Source organism: Hoskinsella mucinilytica, from assembly GCF_045223415.1.
Taxonomy (GTDB): Bacteria; Bacillota_I; Bacilli_A; order Erysipelotrichales; family Erysipelotrichaceae; genus Hoskinsella; species Hoskinsella mucinilytica.
The window spans coordinates 23,910-39,523 of sequence record NZ_JBEQZJ010000036.1 but is presented as its reverse complement, the minus strand read 5'-3'; the positions used below and the strand labels follow the sequence as shown (position 1 = coordinate 39,523).

17 protein-coding genes are annotated in these 15,614 nt (G+C 35.6%); 12 read left to right on the top strand and 5 right to left on the bottom strand.

The window, feature by feature from the left end; genetic code table 11:
• The first annotated feature begins 241 nt into the window (after window positions 1-241).
• Window positions 242-928, top strand: a complete 687-nt coding sequence (locus UGRO018_RS13190) for a DUF421 domain-containing protein (protein WP_416326961.1) — start codon at window positions 242-244, stop codon at window positions 926-928.
• Here the strand turns inward: UGRO018_RS13190 and UGRO018_RS13185 are convergent.
• Window positions 920-1,366, bottom strand: a complete 447-nt coding sequence (locus UGRO018_RS13185) for a nucleotide triphosphate diphosphatase NUDT15 (RefSeq protein ID WP_416326960.1) — start codon at window positions 1,364-1,366, stop codon at window positions 920-922. The two genes, UGRO018_RS13190 and UGRO018_RS13185, sit on opposite strands and share 9 nt — an antisense overlap.
• 134 nt (window positions 1,367-1,500) lie before the next feature.
• On the opposite strand from UGRO018_RS13185, the gene UGRO018_RS13180 reads away from it, so the two are divergent.
• The 3 genes from UGRO018_RS13180 (at window position 1,501) to UGRO018_RS13170 (ending at window position 4,827) form a co-directional block, all read left to right on the top strand.
• The gene (locus tag UGRO018_RS13180) at window positions 1,501-1,737 is read left to right on the top strand and encodes a hypothetical protein (RefSeq protein ID WP_416326959.1); all 237 of its coding nucleotides are present in this window, start codon (window positions 1,501-1,503) and stop codon (window positions 1,735-1,737) included.
• Window positions 1,738-1,894: 157 nt separating this feature from the next.
• Window positions 1,895-2,083 (top strand): hypothetical protein, encoded by a 189-nt coding sequence (locus UGRO018_RS13175; protein WP_416326958.1) that lies wholly within the window; start codon window positions 1,895-1,897, stop codon window positions 2,081-2,083.
• Between the two features lie 494 nt (window positions 2,084-2,577).
• On the top strand, window positions 2,578-4,827 hold the full coding sequence (locus UGRO018_RS13170; protein ID WP_416326957.1) for a bifunctional diguanylate cyclase/phosphodiesterase: 2,250 nt from the start codon (window positions 2,578-2,580) through the stop codon (window positions 4,825-4,827).
• On the opposite strand, the gene UGRO018_RS13165 is transcribed toward UGRO018_RS13170, so the two are convergent.
• Window positions 4,824-5,153, bottom strand: a complete 330-nt coding sequence (locus tag UGRO018_RS13165; protein WP_463667565.1) for a winged helix-turn-helix transcriptional regulator — start codon at window positions 5,151-5,153, stop codon at window positions 4,824-4,826. The genes UGRO018_RS13170 and UGRO018_RS13165 overlap by 4 nt on opposite strands.
• A gap of 142 nt (window positions 5,154-5,295) precedes the next feature.
• Here UGRO018_RS13165 and UGRO018_RS13160 point away from each other — a divergent pair, with 142 nt between their 5' ends.
• From UGRO018_RS13160 to UGRO018_RS13145, 4 genes are read left to right on the top strand one after another with little or no spacing between them, the layout of a single operon-like run.
• Window positions 5,296-5,931, top strand: a complete 636-nt coding sequence (locus UGRO018_RS13160; protein WP_416326955.1) for a 4Fe-4S binding protein — start codon at window positions 5,296-5,298, stop codon at window positions 5,929-5,931.
• Entirely contained in the window at window positions 5,928-6,707 is a 780-nt protein-coding gene (locus tag UGRO018_RS13155; RefSeq protein WP_416326954.1) for a protein-ADP-ribose hydrolase, read from the top strand. The genes UGRO018_RS13160 and UGRO018_RS13155 overlap by 4 nt, the downstream gene beginning before the upstream one ends.
• Window positions 6,649-7,542, top strand: coding sequence for an SIR2 family NAD-dependent protein deacylase (locus UGRO018_RS13150; protein WP_416326953.1), 894 nt, complete (start codon window positions 6,649-6,651; stop codon window positions 7,540-7,542). The genes UGRO018_RS13155 and UGRO018_RS13150 overlap by 59 nt, the downstream gene beginning before the upstream one ends.
• Before the next feature lie 56 nt (window positions 7,543-7,598).
• Entirely contained in the window at window positions 7,599-9,872 is a 2,274-nt protein-coding gene (locus UGRO018_RS13145) for an ATP-binding cassette domain-containing protein (RefSeq protein ID WP_416326952.1), read from the top strand.
• Between the two features lie 16 nt (window positions 9,873-9,888).
• On the opposite strand, the gene UGRO018_RS13140 is transcribed toward UGRO018_RS13145, so the two are convergent.
• Both UGRO018_RS13140 and UGRO018_RS13135 read right to left on the bottom strand, forming a co-directional pair.
• On the bottom strand, window positions 9,889-10,491 hold the full coding sequence (locus UGRO018_RS13140) for a 6TM ABC transporter family protein (protein ID WP_416326951.1): 603 nt from the start codon (window positions 10,489-10,491) through the stop codon (window positions 9,889-9,891).
• A gap of 100 nt (window positions 10,492-10,591) precedes the next feature.
• A complete protein-coding gene (locus tag UGRO018_RS13135) occupies window positions 10,592-11,104 on the bottom strand; it encodes a peptidoglycan-binding domain-containing protein (RefSeq protein WP_416326950.1) in 513 nt (170 codons plus the stop codon).
• A gap of 132 nt (window positions 11,105-11,236) precedes the next feature.
• On the opposite strand from UGRO018_RS13135, the gene UGRO018_RS13130 reads away from it, so the two are divergent.
• A complete protein-coding gene (locus tag UGRO018_RS13130; RefSeq protein WP_416326949.1) occupies window positions 11,237-11,980 on the top strand; it encodes an MSCRAMM family protein in 744 nt (247 codons plus the stop codon).
• Here the strand turns inward: UGRO018_RS13130 and UGRO018_RS13125 are convergent.
• Complete coding sequence (locus UGRO018_RS13125) at window positions 11,966-12,910, bottom strand: carbohydrate kinase family protein (protein WP_416326948.1); 945 nt, start codon at window positions 12,908-12,910, stop codon at window positions 11,966-11,968. The genes UGRO018_RS13130 and UGRO018_RS13125 overlap by 15 nt on opposite strands.
• Before the next feature lie 41 nt (window positions 12,911-12,951).
• On the opposite strand from UGRO018_RS13125, the gene UGRO018_RS13120 reads away from it, so the two are divergent.
• The 3 genes from UGRO018_RS13120 to UGRO018_RS13110 are packed head-to-tail and all read left to right on the top strand — an operon-like array spanning window position 12,952 to window position 15,566.
• Entirely contained in the window at window positions 12,952-13,809 is an 858-nt protein-coding gene (locus UGRO018_RS13120) for a metallophosphoesterase (RefSeq protein WP_416326947.1), read from the top strand.
• 2 nt (window positions 13,810-13,811) lie between these two features.
• Window positions 13,812-14,339: a GNAT family N-acetyltransferase gene (locus tag UGRO018_RS13115; RefSeq protein WP_416326946.1), complete on the top strand. Its 528-nt coding sequence runs from the start codon at window positions 13,812-13,814 to the stop codon at window positions 14,337-14,339.
• Entirely contained in the window at window positions 14,340-15,566 is a 1,227-nt protein-coding gene (locus UGRO018_RS13110) for a class I SAM-dependent rRNA methyltransferase (RefSeq protein WP_416326945.1), read from the top strand.
• The last annotated feature ends 48 nt before the right edge of the window (window positions 15,567-15,614 follow it).

The window sequence follows — 15,614 nt, the reverse complement described above, 5'->3', positions numbered from 1 at the left end:
AAGCATAGGGAATACAAACATTCAAAATAGTGTCTACTTAACAACAAAAATAGAAATCACCCAATTCTAGGGAATGAGCTATAGAATTGGTGTTGAGTAAATAGGTTAAAAAAGTGATATCTAGTTAATCATCAAATACTAGATATCACTTTTTATTTCTTCATTTTTATACAATTTTTCTGTTTAGATATTGAATGATGTGCAAAACTAAGTAATAAGAAATAAAGAAAGGCAGATGTTTATGAGTTTTATTGAAGAATTGATTCGTATCATCATTACGATTACAGTCATGTTGATCATGGCACGTTTCAATGGTCCAAAACAAATTGCACAAATGAGTTTCTATGATTATATATCCGGAATTACGGTAGGCTCTATTGCAGCAACCATTAGCATTAATTCAAATATAGCATTTCCTACAGGATTATTCGCAATTATTTTATTTCTTTTTGTCAGCTTTATTTTGAATAAAATCACAAAAAAAAATCTATCAGCAAATATGATTTTGACAGGAGAACCGATCTATTTAATTGAAAAGGGTACGATAAACATCGAAGGTCTATGTAAATCTAAAATGACAATTTCCGAATTGCTTAGTAATTTACGATATAATGGATATTTCAATATCAATGATGTATACACTGCTATGCTAGAACCAACAGGAAAAATCTCAGTTCAACCAAAAGGGTTTGCAAGAAAAACTCGTAATGATGATCTTAATCTGAAAACAAAAGATCCAATACAAGTATTGTCTGTTATTCAAGATGGCGTGATGATCCAAAAGAATCTCTACAAGATGAAGAAAGATGAAAGATGGTTATATCGAGAATTGAGAAAGCAGGACATCGATGCAAAAAATATAAAAAACATCTTACTTGCTGTTCTTGATGAAAATGATGATCTAACTGTATACAATAGGTTAAACTGATTGATCGTCATCATTTTTTAAATGCTTAGTAATGTAAGCATCAATAAATTTTTTTGATGGTGAGTATATTCTTTCCGGTAAATGATCAAAAGAAAACCATTTCCATTCATCTTGCTTATCCGGCTCCATTATTTTAAGATCGCCACTATAATTTTTCGCAAGCATTTGAATGGTCACAAAATGTTTATGTGGTTGAATATCATCCACAGCACTAAAAACTTCTAGATTATAAACATTTAAATTGGTCTCTTCTTTCACTTCTCTTATTGCGCATTCGAATATCGTTTCATCAAATTCTTGTTTTCCCCCAGGTAAACACCAACTATCTGGTTCAAATATACCACCTGTGTCATTTCCATTCACGATTCGATGTCCTAACAATATGTGATTGTTTTCTATGATCATAACTCCAATTCCAACTTTTATTATCTTTTCCATCTTTTCACCTCATTTTATCATTACTATTTTACTACTGAATCATATATCTCACAAACAAATCAATCTTTTTAGTAAAAATTTAAAATAAATTTTATGATAATGACAGTGATCAAGATAATTCAAATGCTGGAACTGTGTTACAAATTCCAAAGGGATGGTTGATACAAAGCGATGGTACTCGTTATTTCATAAAATCGATGATACAGGATAAGAGCAAACAGTTTATTACAAAAGATAGCGCAGATAAGACATTAACTTATGACGTAATTCATGTAAAAGATAGTGTTTCCTCTACCTCAGATATAAAAATAAAACTAACGCTATGGAAAAAAGAAAACGATACATATCAAAAGGTTGATTTTACAGATTAAGTAGTTCATGTCAAATCAATGCATATATGTAAGGATAGTGTGATAAATAGAAAAAGCACGCATATCTAGTTTTGAAAATATGAAACAGCATTGCCATTTTACTTATAAATAACTATAATAGAAATAGAAAGTACTATGATTGGAAGGAGTGAGTATTATGGTGACGAAAACAAATAAATCATATGCAATTATTGAATCGAAGATGAAAGGCCTTGTGGAGTTCAGCCTGTTATCAGAGGAACAACGAAACGAGGAATTAGAAAAAGGATATCAGGATATGAAAGAGGGACGTACAAAGTCTGTTAGTAAGGTATTTGCTGATATTCATAAGGATTATAATTTATAAATTTGACGAAATAGAAGCACTTTTAAGAATGTGTACATAACAAAATTATTTCGATATGATTGGACCTTGTCTGAAAGGTCCTTTCTTATGATGAGAATTCCTAAAACTATGCTGGATATAAAAGTTTTGGGATATACACTCCAAAAACTTTTGGTATATGGATAGTTTTTGGATTAGATGTCCATAAAAGTGTAGGATGATGTAGATAAAGAGCCTGAGGCATTTTGTTATGGAATTCGTCATATGAATGCTTTGGATTAATTTATGGGTGGCACACAATAGTAAGATCTTATCGCAATTAAGGTCTTTTTTTATGACTACCAATACTAGCTTATTATGATAAAAAACAAAAAATTTGTTATAAACTTAGATATAGGAATGTATTTTTGGAAAAATAGTGAAGAAAATCATGAAATTTATGAATTCTATACAAAAAACTATAATTGAATAATCAGAAATGATATACTAATACTATATGTCGGAGGATCATTTTAATGAAACGAAGGGATAAGCAAATCAGAACTTCCATCATCATCGTCGGTTTTGTGATGACCGTTTTGGTCATTTCATGTTTATATATTTTGAATGGAATCAATAAACATCAAACAGAGAAAACGGATGAATTCTTAACGCAGATGACATTGCAATATAAGACCTCAATTGTAAGACAGGTCGAAGGGGATTTAGAAACGTTGCAGGGTATGGCAACCATTATCGGCGCAGAGGATTATATAGACAAAGATGAATTGATGGAAATGCTGAGAAATGAGAATGAGAATAACAGATTCATGCGAATGGGATTTATTGAATTAAACGGTATCGCAAGTTTGGTAGATATTGATGGTAGTTTGATCGAAGATGCAGATCTAAGCAAGATGCATTATGTAAAACAGGTGTTGACAGGAAAGGGAGTTGTTTCTGAAACACTCAAGGATTCATTTGGTGATGGATATATTAATGTTTATGCGGTTCCAATATATCAACATGAAGAGCTTATTGGTGCATTATGTGCAGTAAATGCTTCTAATGTATATCGTTCTATCGTTGATTTACCTTCACTTGGAAATGGATTCGCAACTATTATAAAAAGCAATGGCGATCTTGTCATAAGAAGTGAACGAGATCCTAATTCAGATTATACTTCTATTTTCTTATTGGATTTCAAAGATGCGGTGAGCAAAAAAACGGTTCAACAAGAGTTATTAGAAGGAAAAAACGGTTCCTTTCTTTATACACAAGGTGGAGTAGAATATCGTGCATTCTTTACACCTTTGGAAATCAATGATTGGGTAGTTGTCAGTGCGATTCCAAATTCACTTTTAACAAAAGATATCCAATTTGTATCTAAGATGGCGATTTGTGCGATACTTGTCATTATTATTTTATTAACTGCGTTGTTACGATATATTTTTACGATTATTGAAAAGGGTAGAAAATCATTGGAACAATTGGCTTATTTTGATGATTTAACAGGAATTTATACAAAAACGAAATTTATGATGGAAGGGGAACGTATCCTATTACAGTCTACGGACTATACGATGGTGGTATTTGATATCACAAATTTTAAAATGGTCAATGAATTATTTGGCTATCGTAGTGGAGATAAATTTTTAAAACACATTGCTCAATGTATGACGCATCACTTAAATGATGATGAATTATATTATCGTGATAGCGCAGATTGCTTCGGTATGTTTTTGCATGAGCAGGATCGTGAAGTTATTTTAGAGAGATTAGAACAACTGTTCTTAGAGATACGAACATATCACATTCATCCTCTTCAACATTTCTATATTCATTGTGATTGTGGAATTAAAATTATGAATGCACAAGATGCAATGTATCCTATTGAAATGATCATAAGTCGATCAATGATGGCGTTAAAAAAATGTAAACAAGAAGGAATTTCATGGTATTGTATTTATGATGATCAACTTTATGAAAAAATACAACATTATACACAGATAGAAGCGAGAATGGAAAAAGCCTTGAAGGAAGAAGAATTCGAAGTATATCTACAGCCGAAATATGATTTGAAGTGTAAACAGATTACGGGTGTTGAGGCTTTGGTTCGTTGGAATATGGATGGGAACATCATATATCCGGATGAGTTTGTGCCATTATTTGAAGAAAACGGCTTTATCACAGAACTAGATATGTATATTTTAGACAAAGCTTGTACCTTTATGGATGAATGGATGGAAAAAGGATATCCTGTCAAACAAATTAACGTGAATCAATCAAGACTATTATTTTATCGCTCCAATTATCTAGATGAATTAGATTATATTTTAAAACGCCATAAAGTTTCTGCGGCATCGATCGTACTTGAAGTTACGGAAAGTGTTGCCTTGAAAAACATGGAGGTACTTATGGAAACACTGAATGCCTTACACAATAAAGGGTTTCAAGTATCTATGGATGATTTCGGAAGTGGATATTCTTCTTTGAATTTATTACAGACATTACACTTTGATGAGTTAAAACTTGATCGTGTATTTATCAAATATCACCATGAGGATCATGAGAAACAAAAGGCAATCATTCAAAAAGTGGTAGAGTTAAGTAAGGAATTGCATATGCGTACAGTTGCGGAAGGTGTAGAAACCAAAGAACAGTTAGCATTTTTAGAGGAGATCGGCTGTGATATCGTGCAGGGATTCTATTTTTCAAAACCAGTACCGAAAGCAGAATTTGATAGAATCTTAGACGAACAGCAGAAAATCAATGAAAAGCTCTAATGAGAGCTTTTTTGTTGCTTCTGATAATCGTCGCCCCATAAAAGCATAGCATCCAAAATAGTTTTTAAACTATATCCGGTTTTTGTTAAGGTATATTCTACTCTTGGGGGTACTTCTGGATAGACCTTACGTAGCAATAGTCCATCTTCTTCCATAGAACGTAGATTTGATGTTAAAACTTTTTGTGAAATAGTTCCGATTGATTTTTTTAATTCGCCAAAACGTTTGGTGCCATCCATTAGATCTCGGATGATGAGAACTTTCCAGCGATTACTAATCAGACTTAAGGTTGTTTCTACAGGACATACAGGTAGTTCTTTTTTCATGACCATTCCTCCTAATCGTTTCCTTTTGGTTCCTATCGTACAAAAAAGTGCTTACTTTACATAAGGTACTTACAGGACTTATTATATAGAGGAAGAGAATAAGAAGCAAGCGGTTTGTGTATGATTGCAAGGAGGAAAAAAGATGCAAAGAAATGATATATTAAAAATGTTACAAGAAGAGATTCATACGGTGATTTTAGCAACGACAGATGAAGCATTTCATCCTGTGACAGCGGCAATCGATATCATGCTTTATCAAAGTGATAAGTTGTATTTCTTAACTGCAAAGGGAAAATCTTTATATCAAAGATTACAAAAAGATCAATATGTGGCAATGACAGGATTGAAGGGAAGTACAACTTTAACATCAATAGCGATTAGTGTGAGAGGAAACATCAAGGCGATAGGGCAAACATATTTAGAAGAAATATTCAATGTAAATCCTTATATGAAAGAAATCTATCCTAATGAAGAAGCAAGAAAGGCACTTGAAGTGTTTGAGCTTTATGAATATGAAGGAGAGTTTTTTGATCTAAGTCAACATCCTATTCTCAGAATACCGTTTTCTTTTCATCATAAAATGGAAATGACACAATATGTCATAAAGGAAAACTGTAATGGTTGTGGGCGTTGTTTAGAAGTATGTCCTCAACGATGTATCTTACACAAAGATTCTAAAATGACGATCTTACAGGAGCATTGTCTTCATTGTGGCCGTTGTATCCAAGTTTGTGCGAATCATAGTATTGAAAAACAGAGAAAAGAGGTCGCAGGATGAAACAGGAAGAACGATTACGTTATTTATTATCTTATCTCATGAAGGAACAGGGGATACAGGAGTCGATTACATCCTATTCTTTGGCGCAACAAAAACAGCTATTACGTTCATTGATGAATCAACGTATGCCAATGCCAATCGATCAAAAGGTCATACGTATACAAAATGAGTATCTACAAGAGGAATTAAAACATAAAAACATTATCTCATTATCTGATATGACCAAAGTACAAGAACATGTATATCTTTATAGAGGAGATATCACATGTTTACAAGTGGATGCAATCGTTAATGCGGCGAATACGCAAATGTTAGGTTGTTTCATTCCATGTCATGGTTGTATCGATAATGCAATTCATTCATTTGCGGGAATACAGCTACGATTGGCTTGCGATGAAATCATGCGAAAAAGAGGTAAGCCTTTTCCTTGCGGTGAAGCTATGATCACTTCTGCTTACGAGTTACCAAGTACGTATATCATTCATACCGTAGGGCCCATCATTTATGGTGCTGTTACAGAAACGGATCAACAGCTGTTAAGGAATTGTTACAAACATTGTTTATGTTTGGCAAGAACGTATGCTATTCATTCGCTTGCTTTCTGTTGCATATCGACAGGAGAATTTCATTATCCAAATGAGGAAGCTGCTAAAATAGCAATTGAAACGGTGCTAGAGGATCAAGCAGAAAATCAAACAAAATTGGAGGTGATCTTCAATGTGTTCAAAAAAGAAGATGAAGCCATCTATCGAAGATTATTATGTAATGCAAGATGATATCATGAAACAGCTTCAACAAGCAGATGCAATCATCGTAGGTGCCGGATCAGGGTTATCTACAGCAGCAGGACTTCACTATGATGGTAAGCGTTTCCAGCAGTATTTTGAGGATTTCATACAGGAATATGGATTTCAAGATATGTATTCAGCCGGTTTTTACCCATTTGAAACCTTAGAACAGTATTGGGCTTATTGGAGTCGCTTTATATATGTGAATCGCTATGATGCGGGCACCCGTAAACTTTATCGTGATCTATATTCTATCCTTCATAAAAAAGAGTATTTTGTGATTACCAGTAATGTGGATCATCAATTTCAGATCAATGGGTTTGATAAACAGCGTCTGTTTTATATGCAAGGAGATTATGGATTATTACAATGCAGTGGACCATGTCATACAAAAACCTATGAAAATGAATCATTGATCAAGCATATGGTGAGTACGCAAAAAAATCTTCGCATCCTTTCTAAGGATATCCCTTTGTGTCCGATATGCCATCAACCTATGATACCGAATCTTCGATGTGATGATCGTTTTGTAGAGGATGAAGGCTGGTATGCCGCAAAACAACGATATGAAACTTTTTTGAAACTGCATAAGCAAGATCGTGTCGTATTTTTGGAGTTGGGTGTAGGCTTTCAGACACCCGGTATCATCAAGTATCCATTTTGGCGTATGACTGCGGTTAGGAAGGATGCTGTTTATATCGCTATCAATCAAGAAGATGTGATGTGTCCAAATGAAATAATGGATCGTTCTTTGTTGTGCAAGATGCCAATCGAAACATGTGTGAATGCTTGGATGAGTTCTCATTTATCAAAAAGTACTTGACTCTACCTTAAGGGAAGACTTTATCATAGAACTGGTTATCAAACTAGGAGGTAATGATGGAAAAGAAAAAAGAAATGATCATAAAGGGTTTGAGTCAGAATAATTTGAAACATGTATCATTGAGGATTCCTAAGGAGAAGATCGTTGTGTTTACCGGCGTTTCGGGATCAGGAAAATCAAGCATCGTATTTGATACCATCGCAGCTGAAAGTCAACGTCAAATGAATGAAACTTATAGTGCTTTCATTCGTGGTAGATTACCGAAGTATGAGAAACCCAAAGTGGATAGCATCGATCATTTGAGTGCTTCTGTGATCATTGATCAAAGTAGATTACAAGGAAATGCACGTTCTACTGTCGGTACCATCAGTGATTTATATTCGGGATTGCGATTATTGTTTTCAAGGATAGGCGAGCCACATACAGGAAGTGCGTCCAGTTTCTCGTTTAATGATCCAAGTGGAATGTGTCCAACATGTTCGGGGTTAGGTAAGGTCGTGACCCTCAATATCGAAAAAGCATTAGATAAAGAGAAGTCTTGGAGAACAGGGATGGTAGATCTACCTGCATTTCATCCCGGTAATTGGTATTATCGTCAATATACAGAATCGGGTGTATTTGATATTGATAAAAAATTGAAAGATTACACCCCACAGGAATATCATTTATTGTTGTATGGTAGCTATGAAGAGAATGGTACAAGGGTACATAAGAAAGTGGAAGGTATTCATCATCACTTTTCTCGACTGTTATTGAATCGGGATATGACAAATGTATCAGATGCATCCTTAAAACGTTTGGCCTATCTGTTAAAGACTGATACTTGTCCACAATGCCAAGGAAAACGATTAAATGATGTTGCATTAAGTTCTAAGATCAATGGCTATTCGATTGCGGATATGTGTGAGATGGAGTTCTCAAAACTAAGAGATGTTTTAACACAAATTCAAGATTCCAGAGCGCAAAGTATCGTCACTTCTTTGATTGCATCCTTAACAAGGATGATCGATATCGGATTACCTTATCTGAGCATGAATCGAGAATCATCTTCTTTATCGGGTGGGGAAGCACAACGATTAAAGCTTGTGCGTTATATGGGGAGTTCTTTGACCGGATTGACCTATATTTTTGATGAGCCCAGTACCGGAATGCATCCAAGAGATGTGTATCGCATGACTCGTTTATTGAAAAGTTTAAGAGATCGAGGTAATTCGGTTTTGGTTGTAGAGCATGATCAAGATGTCATAGAGATCGCAGATGAAATTATCGATGTGGGACCTCTTGCTGGAAAACATGGAGGTAACATCATGTTTCAAGGGAGTTATGAACAACTGTTAAAAAGCGATACAGTTACGGGAAAAGCGCTCAGAGAAGAAATAAAGATCAAAACAAGGCCTAGAGCGATCAAAGAATATTTGAGCATACAAGATGCAACCTTGCATAATTTAAAGCATGTTTCGGTAGATATTCCTCAACATGTGTTATGTGTGGTGAGTGGAGTGGCTGGTTCAGGTAAGAGTACCTTGATTCGTGATGTGTTTGCGAAAACTTATGAAGATCAGGTAATTTTAGTGGATCAATCTTGCATCACGGCAACGAATCGATCAACACCGGCAACCTTTATGGAGTTTAGCGATGATTTGCGAAATCTTTTGGCTTTGGAACATGGAGTAGATCGTTCGATGTTTTCATTTAACAGTAAAGGGGCTTGTCCGCATTGTCATGGAAAAGGTGTCGTTACCACAGAATTGGTTTTTATGGATCCTGTAACAAGTGTGTGTGAGGTCTGTGAGGGAAAACGATATCACAAAAAAGCTTTGTCTTATCGATATCGCAATAAAAATATTGCTGAGATGATGGAGCTAAGTGTTGAAGATGCATTATCGTTTTTTTCCGATCAACCAAAAATTTATCGAAAACTTTGTGCCTTACAAGAAGTTGGCTTATCTTATTTATCGATAGGACAACCACTTTCTACGCTGTCTGGAGGGGAGCGTCAGCGCATCAAATTAGCGAAGAACATAAAAAAGAAAGGATCCATCTTTGTTTTGGATGAACCTACTACAGGACTTCATGCATCTGATATCAAAGGAATCATGAAGTTATTAGAAAGCTTTGTGGATAGAGGGAATAGCGTTATCGTGATCGAACATCATTTAGATGTATTAAAACAAGCGGATTATATCATTGATGTAGGACCAGATGGAGGAACAAAGGGTGGAGAAATCGTATTTACTGGAACACCGCAACAAATGTTAGAAGAGGCAATGACGATAACCGCAGATTATTTAAGAAAATCGTGTCATAAACAAAAAGAAACAGCTGATTGACCTTCAGCTGTTTTTTTTACATAAAACGATAAGTAGCATCAAAATCTCTGAGTACTTCTTCGATATGTTTGCCACTGGCATCGGTTTGATTTTTTTGAAACATGATAGGTAATTTGCGTTTTTGAATAAAGAAATTGATCAGTCCTAACAACGATGCTTCGATAAATGCAAAGAGAGGGGAAACGTGTAATAGAAACGTGACGATACAAAATACAACAAGAATCAAACCTACGGTTAAGACATACAGCTTTTTGTAGATGCTTTTGTATACATTTTGTATAAAGTCGGTATATTCATTCAGAAAGGCATCTTCATCCTCATGAAATTCATAAGGTAAAAAATGTAACATGCGAGAACGCTTTCTTCTTGGATAACGATAACACTCTTTAATCGCCAACATACGCATAGCACAATATCTTGCGGCATTCTTATTTCCGTTTTCTTCATAATAACGTCCTTCCATGTGTAAGATATGTACATAATCACTGGCATTGAGTACACCTCGATATGTTTTCATCCATGCATGTAGTTGTTGGACAAGATCACTTCTCATATGTTGCGTGGTAAGATATTGTTCATAAAGTCTTGTTGCTGTTTCAATTGATGTTGTTTCATTCATGATCGTGTGCTCCTTGTATCGATAGTATGATTATAGCATAGGAAAGCAAAAAAGTCTGTGCATTCACAGACTTTCTCATTACCCACGTTGATATGAATCTTTATAATGCATTACGTTCATTGATGATAGAATCCCAAGTATTCTTTCCGATCGTTCCATCAATGATGAGATCATACAGATATTGATACTGTTGTACCATGGTTGTGGTACGAGGGCCAAACGTTCCATCTAATGGAATAGGACGAAGACAGTTGTTTTTCGCAGCAATCTCATTTAAATATTCTTGCATCTTAAAAACATCCAATCCTTGATTACCTTGAGTTAAATAATATGAACGGCTATAGACAGGAACATTGGTGATAATGTTCAATTCTCGCAGTTTGTTCACAAGGGAATTCCAAGTTGTTAAATTGATCTTTCCATCAATGCTCAAGCCACTATATGCTTGCCATTCTCTTACCGCATTTGCGGTCGTTTCACCGTATTTACCATCCTCTACGAGCTTTGTTTTGATAAAGCCTCTTTCCTGCATCATGTTTAGATAGGCTTGCATCTTATTAACGGCAATGCCTACATTTCCGATTTCTAATGGACCAAAGTTGTTGTTATTCATATTGATCCTCCTTTCCTTACAGTATATGGGTAAAGTCAAAGACCAACTATATGGTTGCCTAGATGAAAACAAAAAAATGGAGAATGGATACTGTTTTGAATGAAACTTCATATACTGAAATGAGGTGACATCATGAGATGGAAACAATGGATCCTTATGTTATGCTTATGTTTGGTTATGCAACCGATACATAGTGCACATATAGCGGTATCTTTTCAAGTAACGACAAAGGATCATCAACCGATTCAAGGCGCACGATTTCAATTGATGAAGGATCAGATGCTATATGCAAGTGATATTTTAAGTGATGCAAAAGGAATGGTGGTATTAAAAGATTTAGAAAGTGGAAGTTACAGTATCATGCAAACATCTACCATTTCCGGCTATGAAAAGGATGAAGTAGGGCAGTCTTTTGCGTATAAAGAAGGAGATAGCTTGGTTTTAAAACCATTCATCAATCAGAAAAAAGTCGGAATGGCATATATTCAAATCGTCAATGAGAATGAAGAACCACAAACACATTATGCATTTACGTTATGGAATGAGTCCCATGATCAATCAAGATATTATCAAACAGATGATAAGGGGTATTGTGTATTAAAGGATCTGGAGGTACAAACTTATGAAATAGAAATGGACCATCATCAAGTGGAATTTACGATTACAGATGAAAATCAACAAGCCAATTATGAATTAAAGGTATATACGAAAAAGAAGCTTCCTTTTGCAGAGAAAAAACAGGATGCTTCTTTATGGATATTGACGATCGCATTCTTGTTGATGGTAATGGCTATCGTAATCTATTTTCATAAACATCATATCTTATTACATCTTACATCAGAAGTGCAAGAAGACGATGAGTTAGATTCTTTGTGATAGATCATGCACGCATGAATCAAATTGTGTTTGGGTCAATAAGGAGCCTTGCATCGATACGACTTCACCAGAGATGTAATTGGCGATTTCTATTGCTTCTGTCATAGATTTACCAAGAGTGCGAAGAGCGATGATACTTCCGATATGAGCATCACCAGCTCCTATGGTATCAACAACTTTTTTTGGAACAGTAGGGATCCTATGACCTTGATTGTTTTCAAACAGATAACAACCTTTATCTCCTAATGTGATGATAACGGTTTGATTGGTATATTGATAAAGGAGCTGAGCGGCTTCTTCTACGGTTTGTTTTTGTGTATAAGATAAGGCTTCCTCTTGATTTAGATGTAGGATACAATGTAAAGCGAACAATTGTTTCATTCTGTGAGGAGGAATCGAAAGGATCCTTGGACCACAAGCAAAGTAAATGGTAAGGTTTGGATGACGTAGCAAATAATCAATGATATATTGACCGCTTTCCTCTTCTATTTCAAGACCGCAAATATAAACGGTTTGTATGGGTTCTTGATCTAACAGTGAAAACCATTCTTTCTGGAAATGATATTCAGCACCGTGATCAGCGAGAAAACTACGTTCTCCGTTTTCTTCAATCAAGCAATAACAACATCCATTTGCTTCTTTTGCTTCCGGGAAAAAAGAGGTAACCTGATGTTTGTTTAATTGAGCTTTGACATAGTCGCCATAAATACCTTGACCAACAGGAGTGCATAAGGCATAAGATAATCCAAATAGAGAAAGCATATGGGCTGCATTCCAAGCACAACCTCCAAGAGACATGGTTTGTGATCGGATATTGATGTCCTCCTGTGAGGATGGTAAATGTGGTACCTGTAGGATGATATCTGTCACACAGGAACCAATTACTGCAATCGTATAAGACACTTGCATCATTCCTTTCTTCGAAATCATAAAGTATGGTATAATCATACTACAGATTGGAAGTGATGAACATGAAGAAACCAACAAAACGTGATTTTAAATGGATTTTCACAATGACCGCTTGTGTTGGGGCAGGATATATAGCGTATCAACAAAATAAAAAATTAGATATTACGAAGTATACGTATCATAATGAAAAGATACCAAAGAGCTTTCATGGTTTTACGATTTTACATGTATCTGATTTGCATAATGCAAGATTTGGCTATCATCAACGTAAGATCATCAAGGAAATTCAATTGGCAAATCCGGATATCATTGTCGTAAGTGGTGATTTGATAGATAAACGAAGATGTACCCAAGATAATATCAAACCGGCACTACGTTTCATGGAAGAAGCAATGAAACAGGCACCGGTATATTATGTGCCGGGAAACCATGAAGCAACCAGTAGTGTCTATCCTTATTTAAAGGAACAGTTGTTGTCATTACATGTAGAGGTTTTATCCAACAGCAAGGTAGAGTTCAGTAGAAATCATGAATCCATTACTTTGTTGGGGGTAAAAGATCCTAAATTCTATCAAAAACAAAGCGATCGCTTTGAGAAAACGGTTCGTGCTTTAAAGGATATGAGCGATACGCCTTTTACTATGTTATTATCCCATCGTCCTGAACAAATACCATTGTATGCGGATTGTGGCATTGATCTGTGTTTTTGCGGACATGCGCATGGTGGGCAAATTCGTATCCCTTATCTTGGTGGTTTGTATGCACCGGATCAAGGAATCTTTCCGACATACACAAATGGTCGCTATGTAAAAGATCAAACTACGATGTTTGTATCACGTGGTCTTGGCAACAGTAAAGCACCTTTGCGTATCCACAATCATCCTCAACTCTTATCTATTCGATTATATGGTAGTGAGTAAGTATGAAAGCGATAAAAATAGAAACGAAGCGATTATATCTTGTGGAAATGAGTCAAGAAGATCGTTTGGATTTATGTGAGATCTTACAAGACGAACAAACCATGTATGCGTATGAGCATGCCTTTTCTGATGAAGAAGTGGATCAATGGCTCGATCGTCAATTACAAAGATATCGAGAGGATGGGTTTGGGCTTTGGGCAATCAAAAGGAAAGAAGACCATGTGATGGTAGGACAATGTGGATTGACTTGGCAAATGGTTGATGGAGAACGATTGCTTGAAATCGGATATTTATTGAAACGAAAGTATTGGCATCAAGGTTATGCCATTGAAGCTGCTAAAGCATGCAAAGAGTATGCTTTTCAGGTTTTAGGATCAGATGATGTTTGTTCCATCATACGTGATAGTAATATCGCAAGTAGGAAAGTTGCATTAAGAAACAAAATGAAAAAGAAAAAACAAATCATAAAGCACTATCAAGGTATGGATATGCCACATGATATCTTTATGGTAGAAAAAGAGGAAAAATAAATGAAACAAGAAAGAAGCTATCCGTTCGTTACCATAACAAAAAAAGGAAAGAAACAGCTACAACAAGGGCATCCATGGGTGTATGAAGGAGAAGTGCTGGCACTTTCTGATACAATTTCAAATGGGGATATCGTCGATGTATTTTCCGATACCGGAAGCTATTTGGGTAGTGGTTTTTACAATGCGAATTCAAAAATCAGAGTACGTATTTTTTCTGATAATGCCAATGATGTTTTTGATGAAGCGTTTTGGCGTAGACGTTTGTTACATAGTTATGAATATCGAAAAAGTGTGATGCGAGAAGATATTGATGATTGTCGTTTGATTTTTGGGGAAGCTGATTTCTTTCCTGGTTGGACATTGGATCGTTTTCATGATATTTTGGTTTCACAGACCATGTGTCTTGGTATCGATCAAAGAAAGGATCTGTTGTATCGTTTGATCTTATCCATTTTAAAAGAGGGTGGGCAAGTGATCAAAGGAATTTATGAGAGAAACGATATTGGCTTAAGAAAACTGGAAGGAATGGAAGCATATAAGGGATGGGCAAACATAGATGGATATCCAACCCCTGATTCCTGTTTGACTCAAATTGTTGAAAATGGAATCACTTATATGGTAGATGTTGAGAATGGGCAAAAAACGGGCTTTTTCCTTGATCAAAAATATAATCGCCTTGCGTTGTCACGCATTGTAAAGGATAAACATGTATTGGATTGTTGTACTCATACAGGGTCTTTTGCGCTTAATGCCGCAAAAGGTGGTGCTACCCATGTTCATGCAGTTGATATCAGCGATACAGCAATCGAAATGGCAAAAGAAAATGCCAAAAGAAATCATTTAGAGGATGTCATGTCCTTTGAGGTGGCGGATGTATTCGAATGTTTAAAAGCGTTAAAGAAGAAACCCAGAACCTATGATGTGATCATTTTAGATCCGCCGGCTTTTACCAAATCAAGAGAAACGGTTTCCCATGCATTGAAGGGATATCGAGAAATCAATACTTTGGCGATGAAGCTATTACCAAGAGGAGGATATCTTGCGACATGCTCTTGTTCGCATTTTATGAAAGAGGGTTTATTCAAAAGTATGCTTCATGAAGCTGCAGAAGCAGCGGGCGTTGGGTTACGCCAGGTAGAAGCTCGCCAACAAAGTTGTGATCATCCGATCCTTTGGAATGTACCGGAAACCAATTATTTGAAGTTTTATATTTTTCAAATTTGTTAACGATGGGATTGCCTTGCCTTTCCCATCGTTTTTCCTTATAATAGTTAC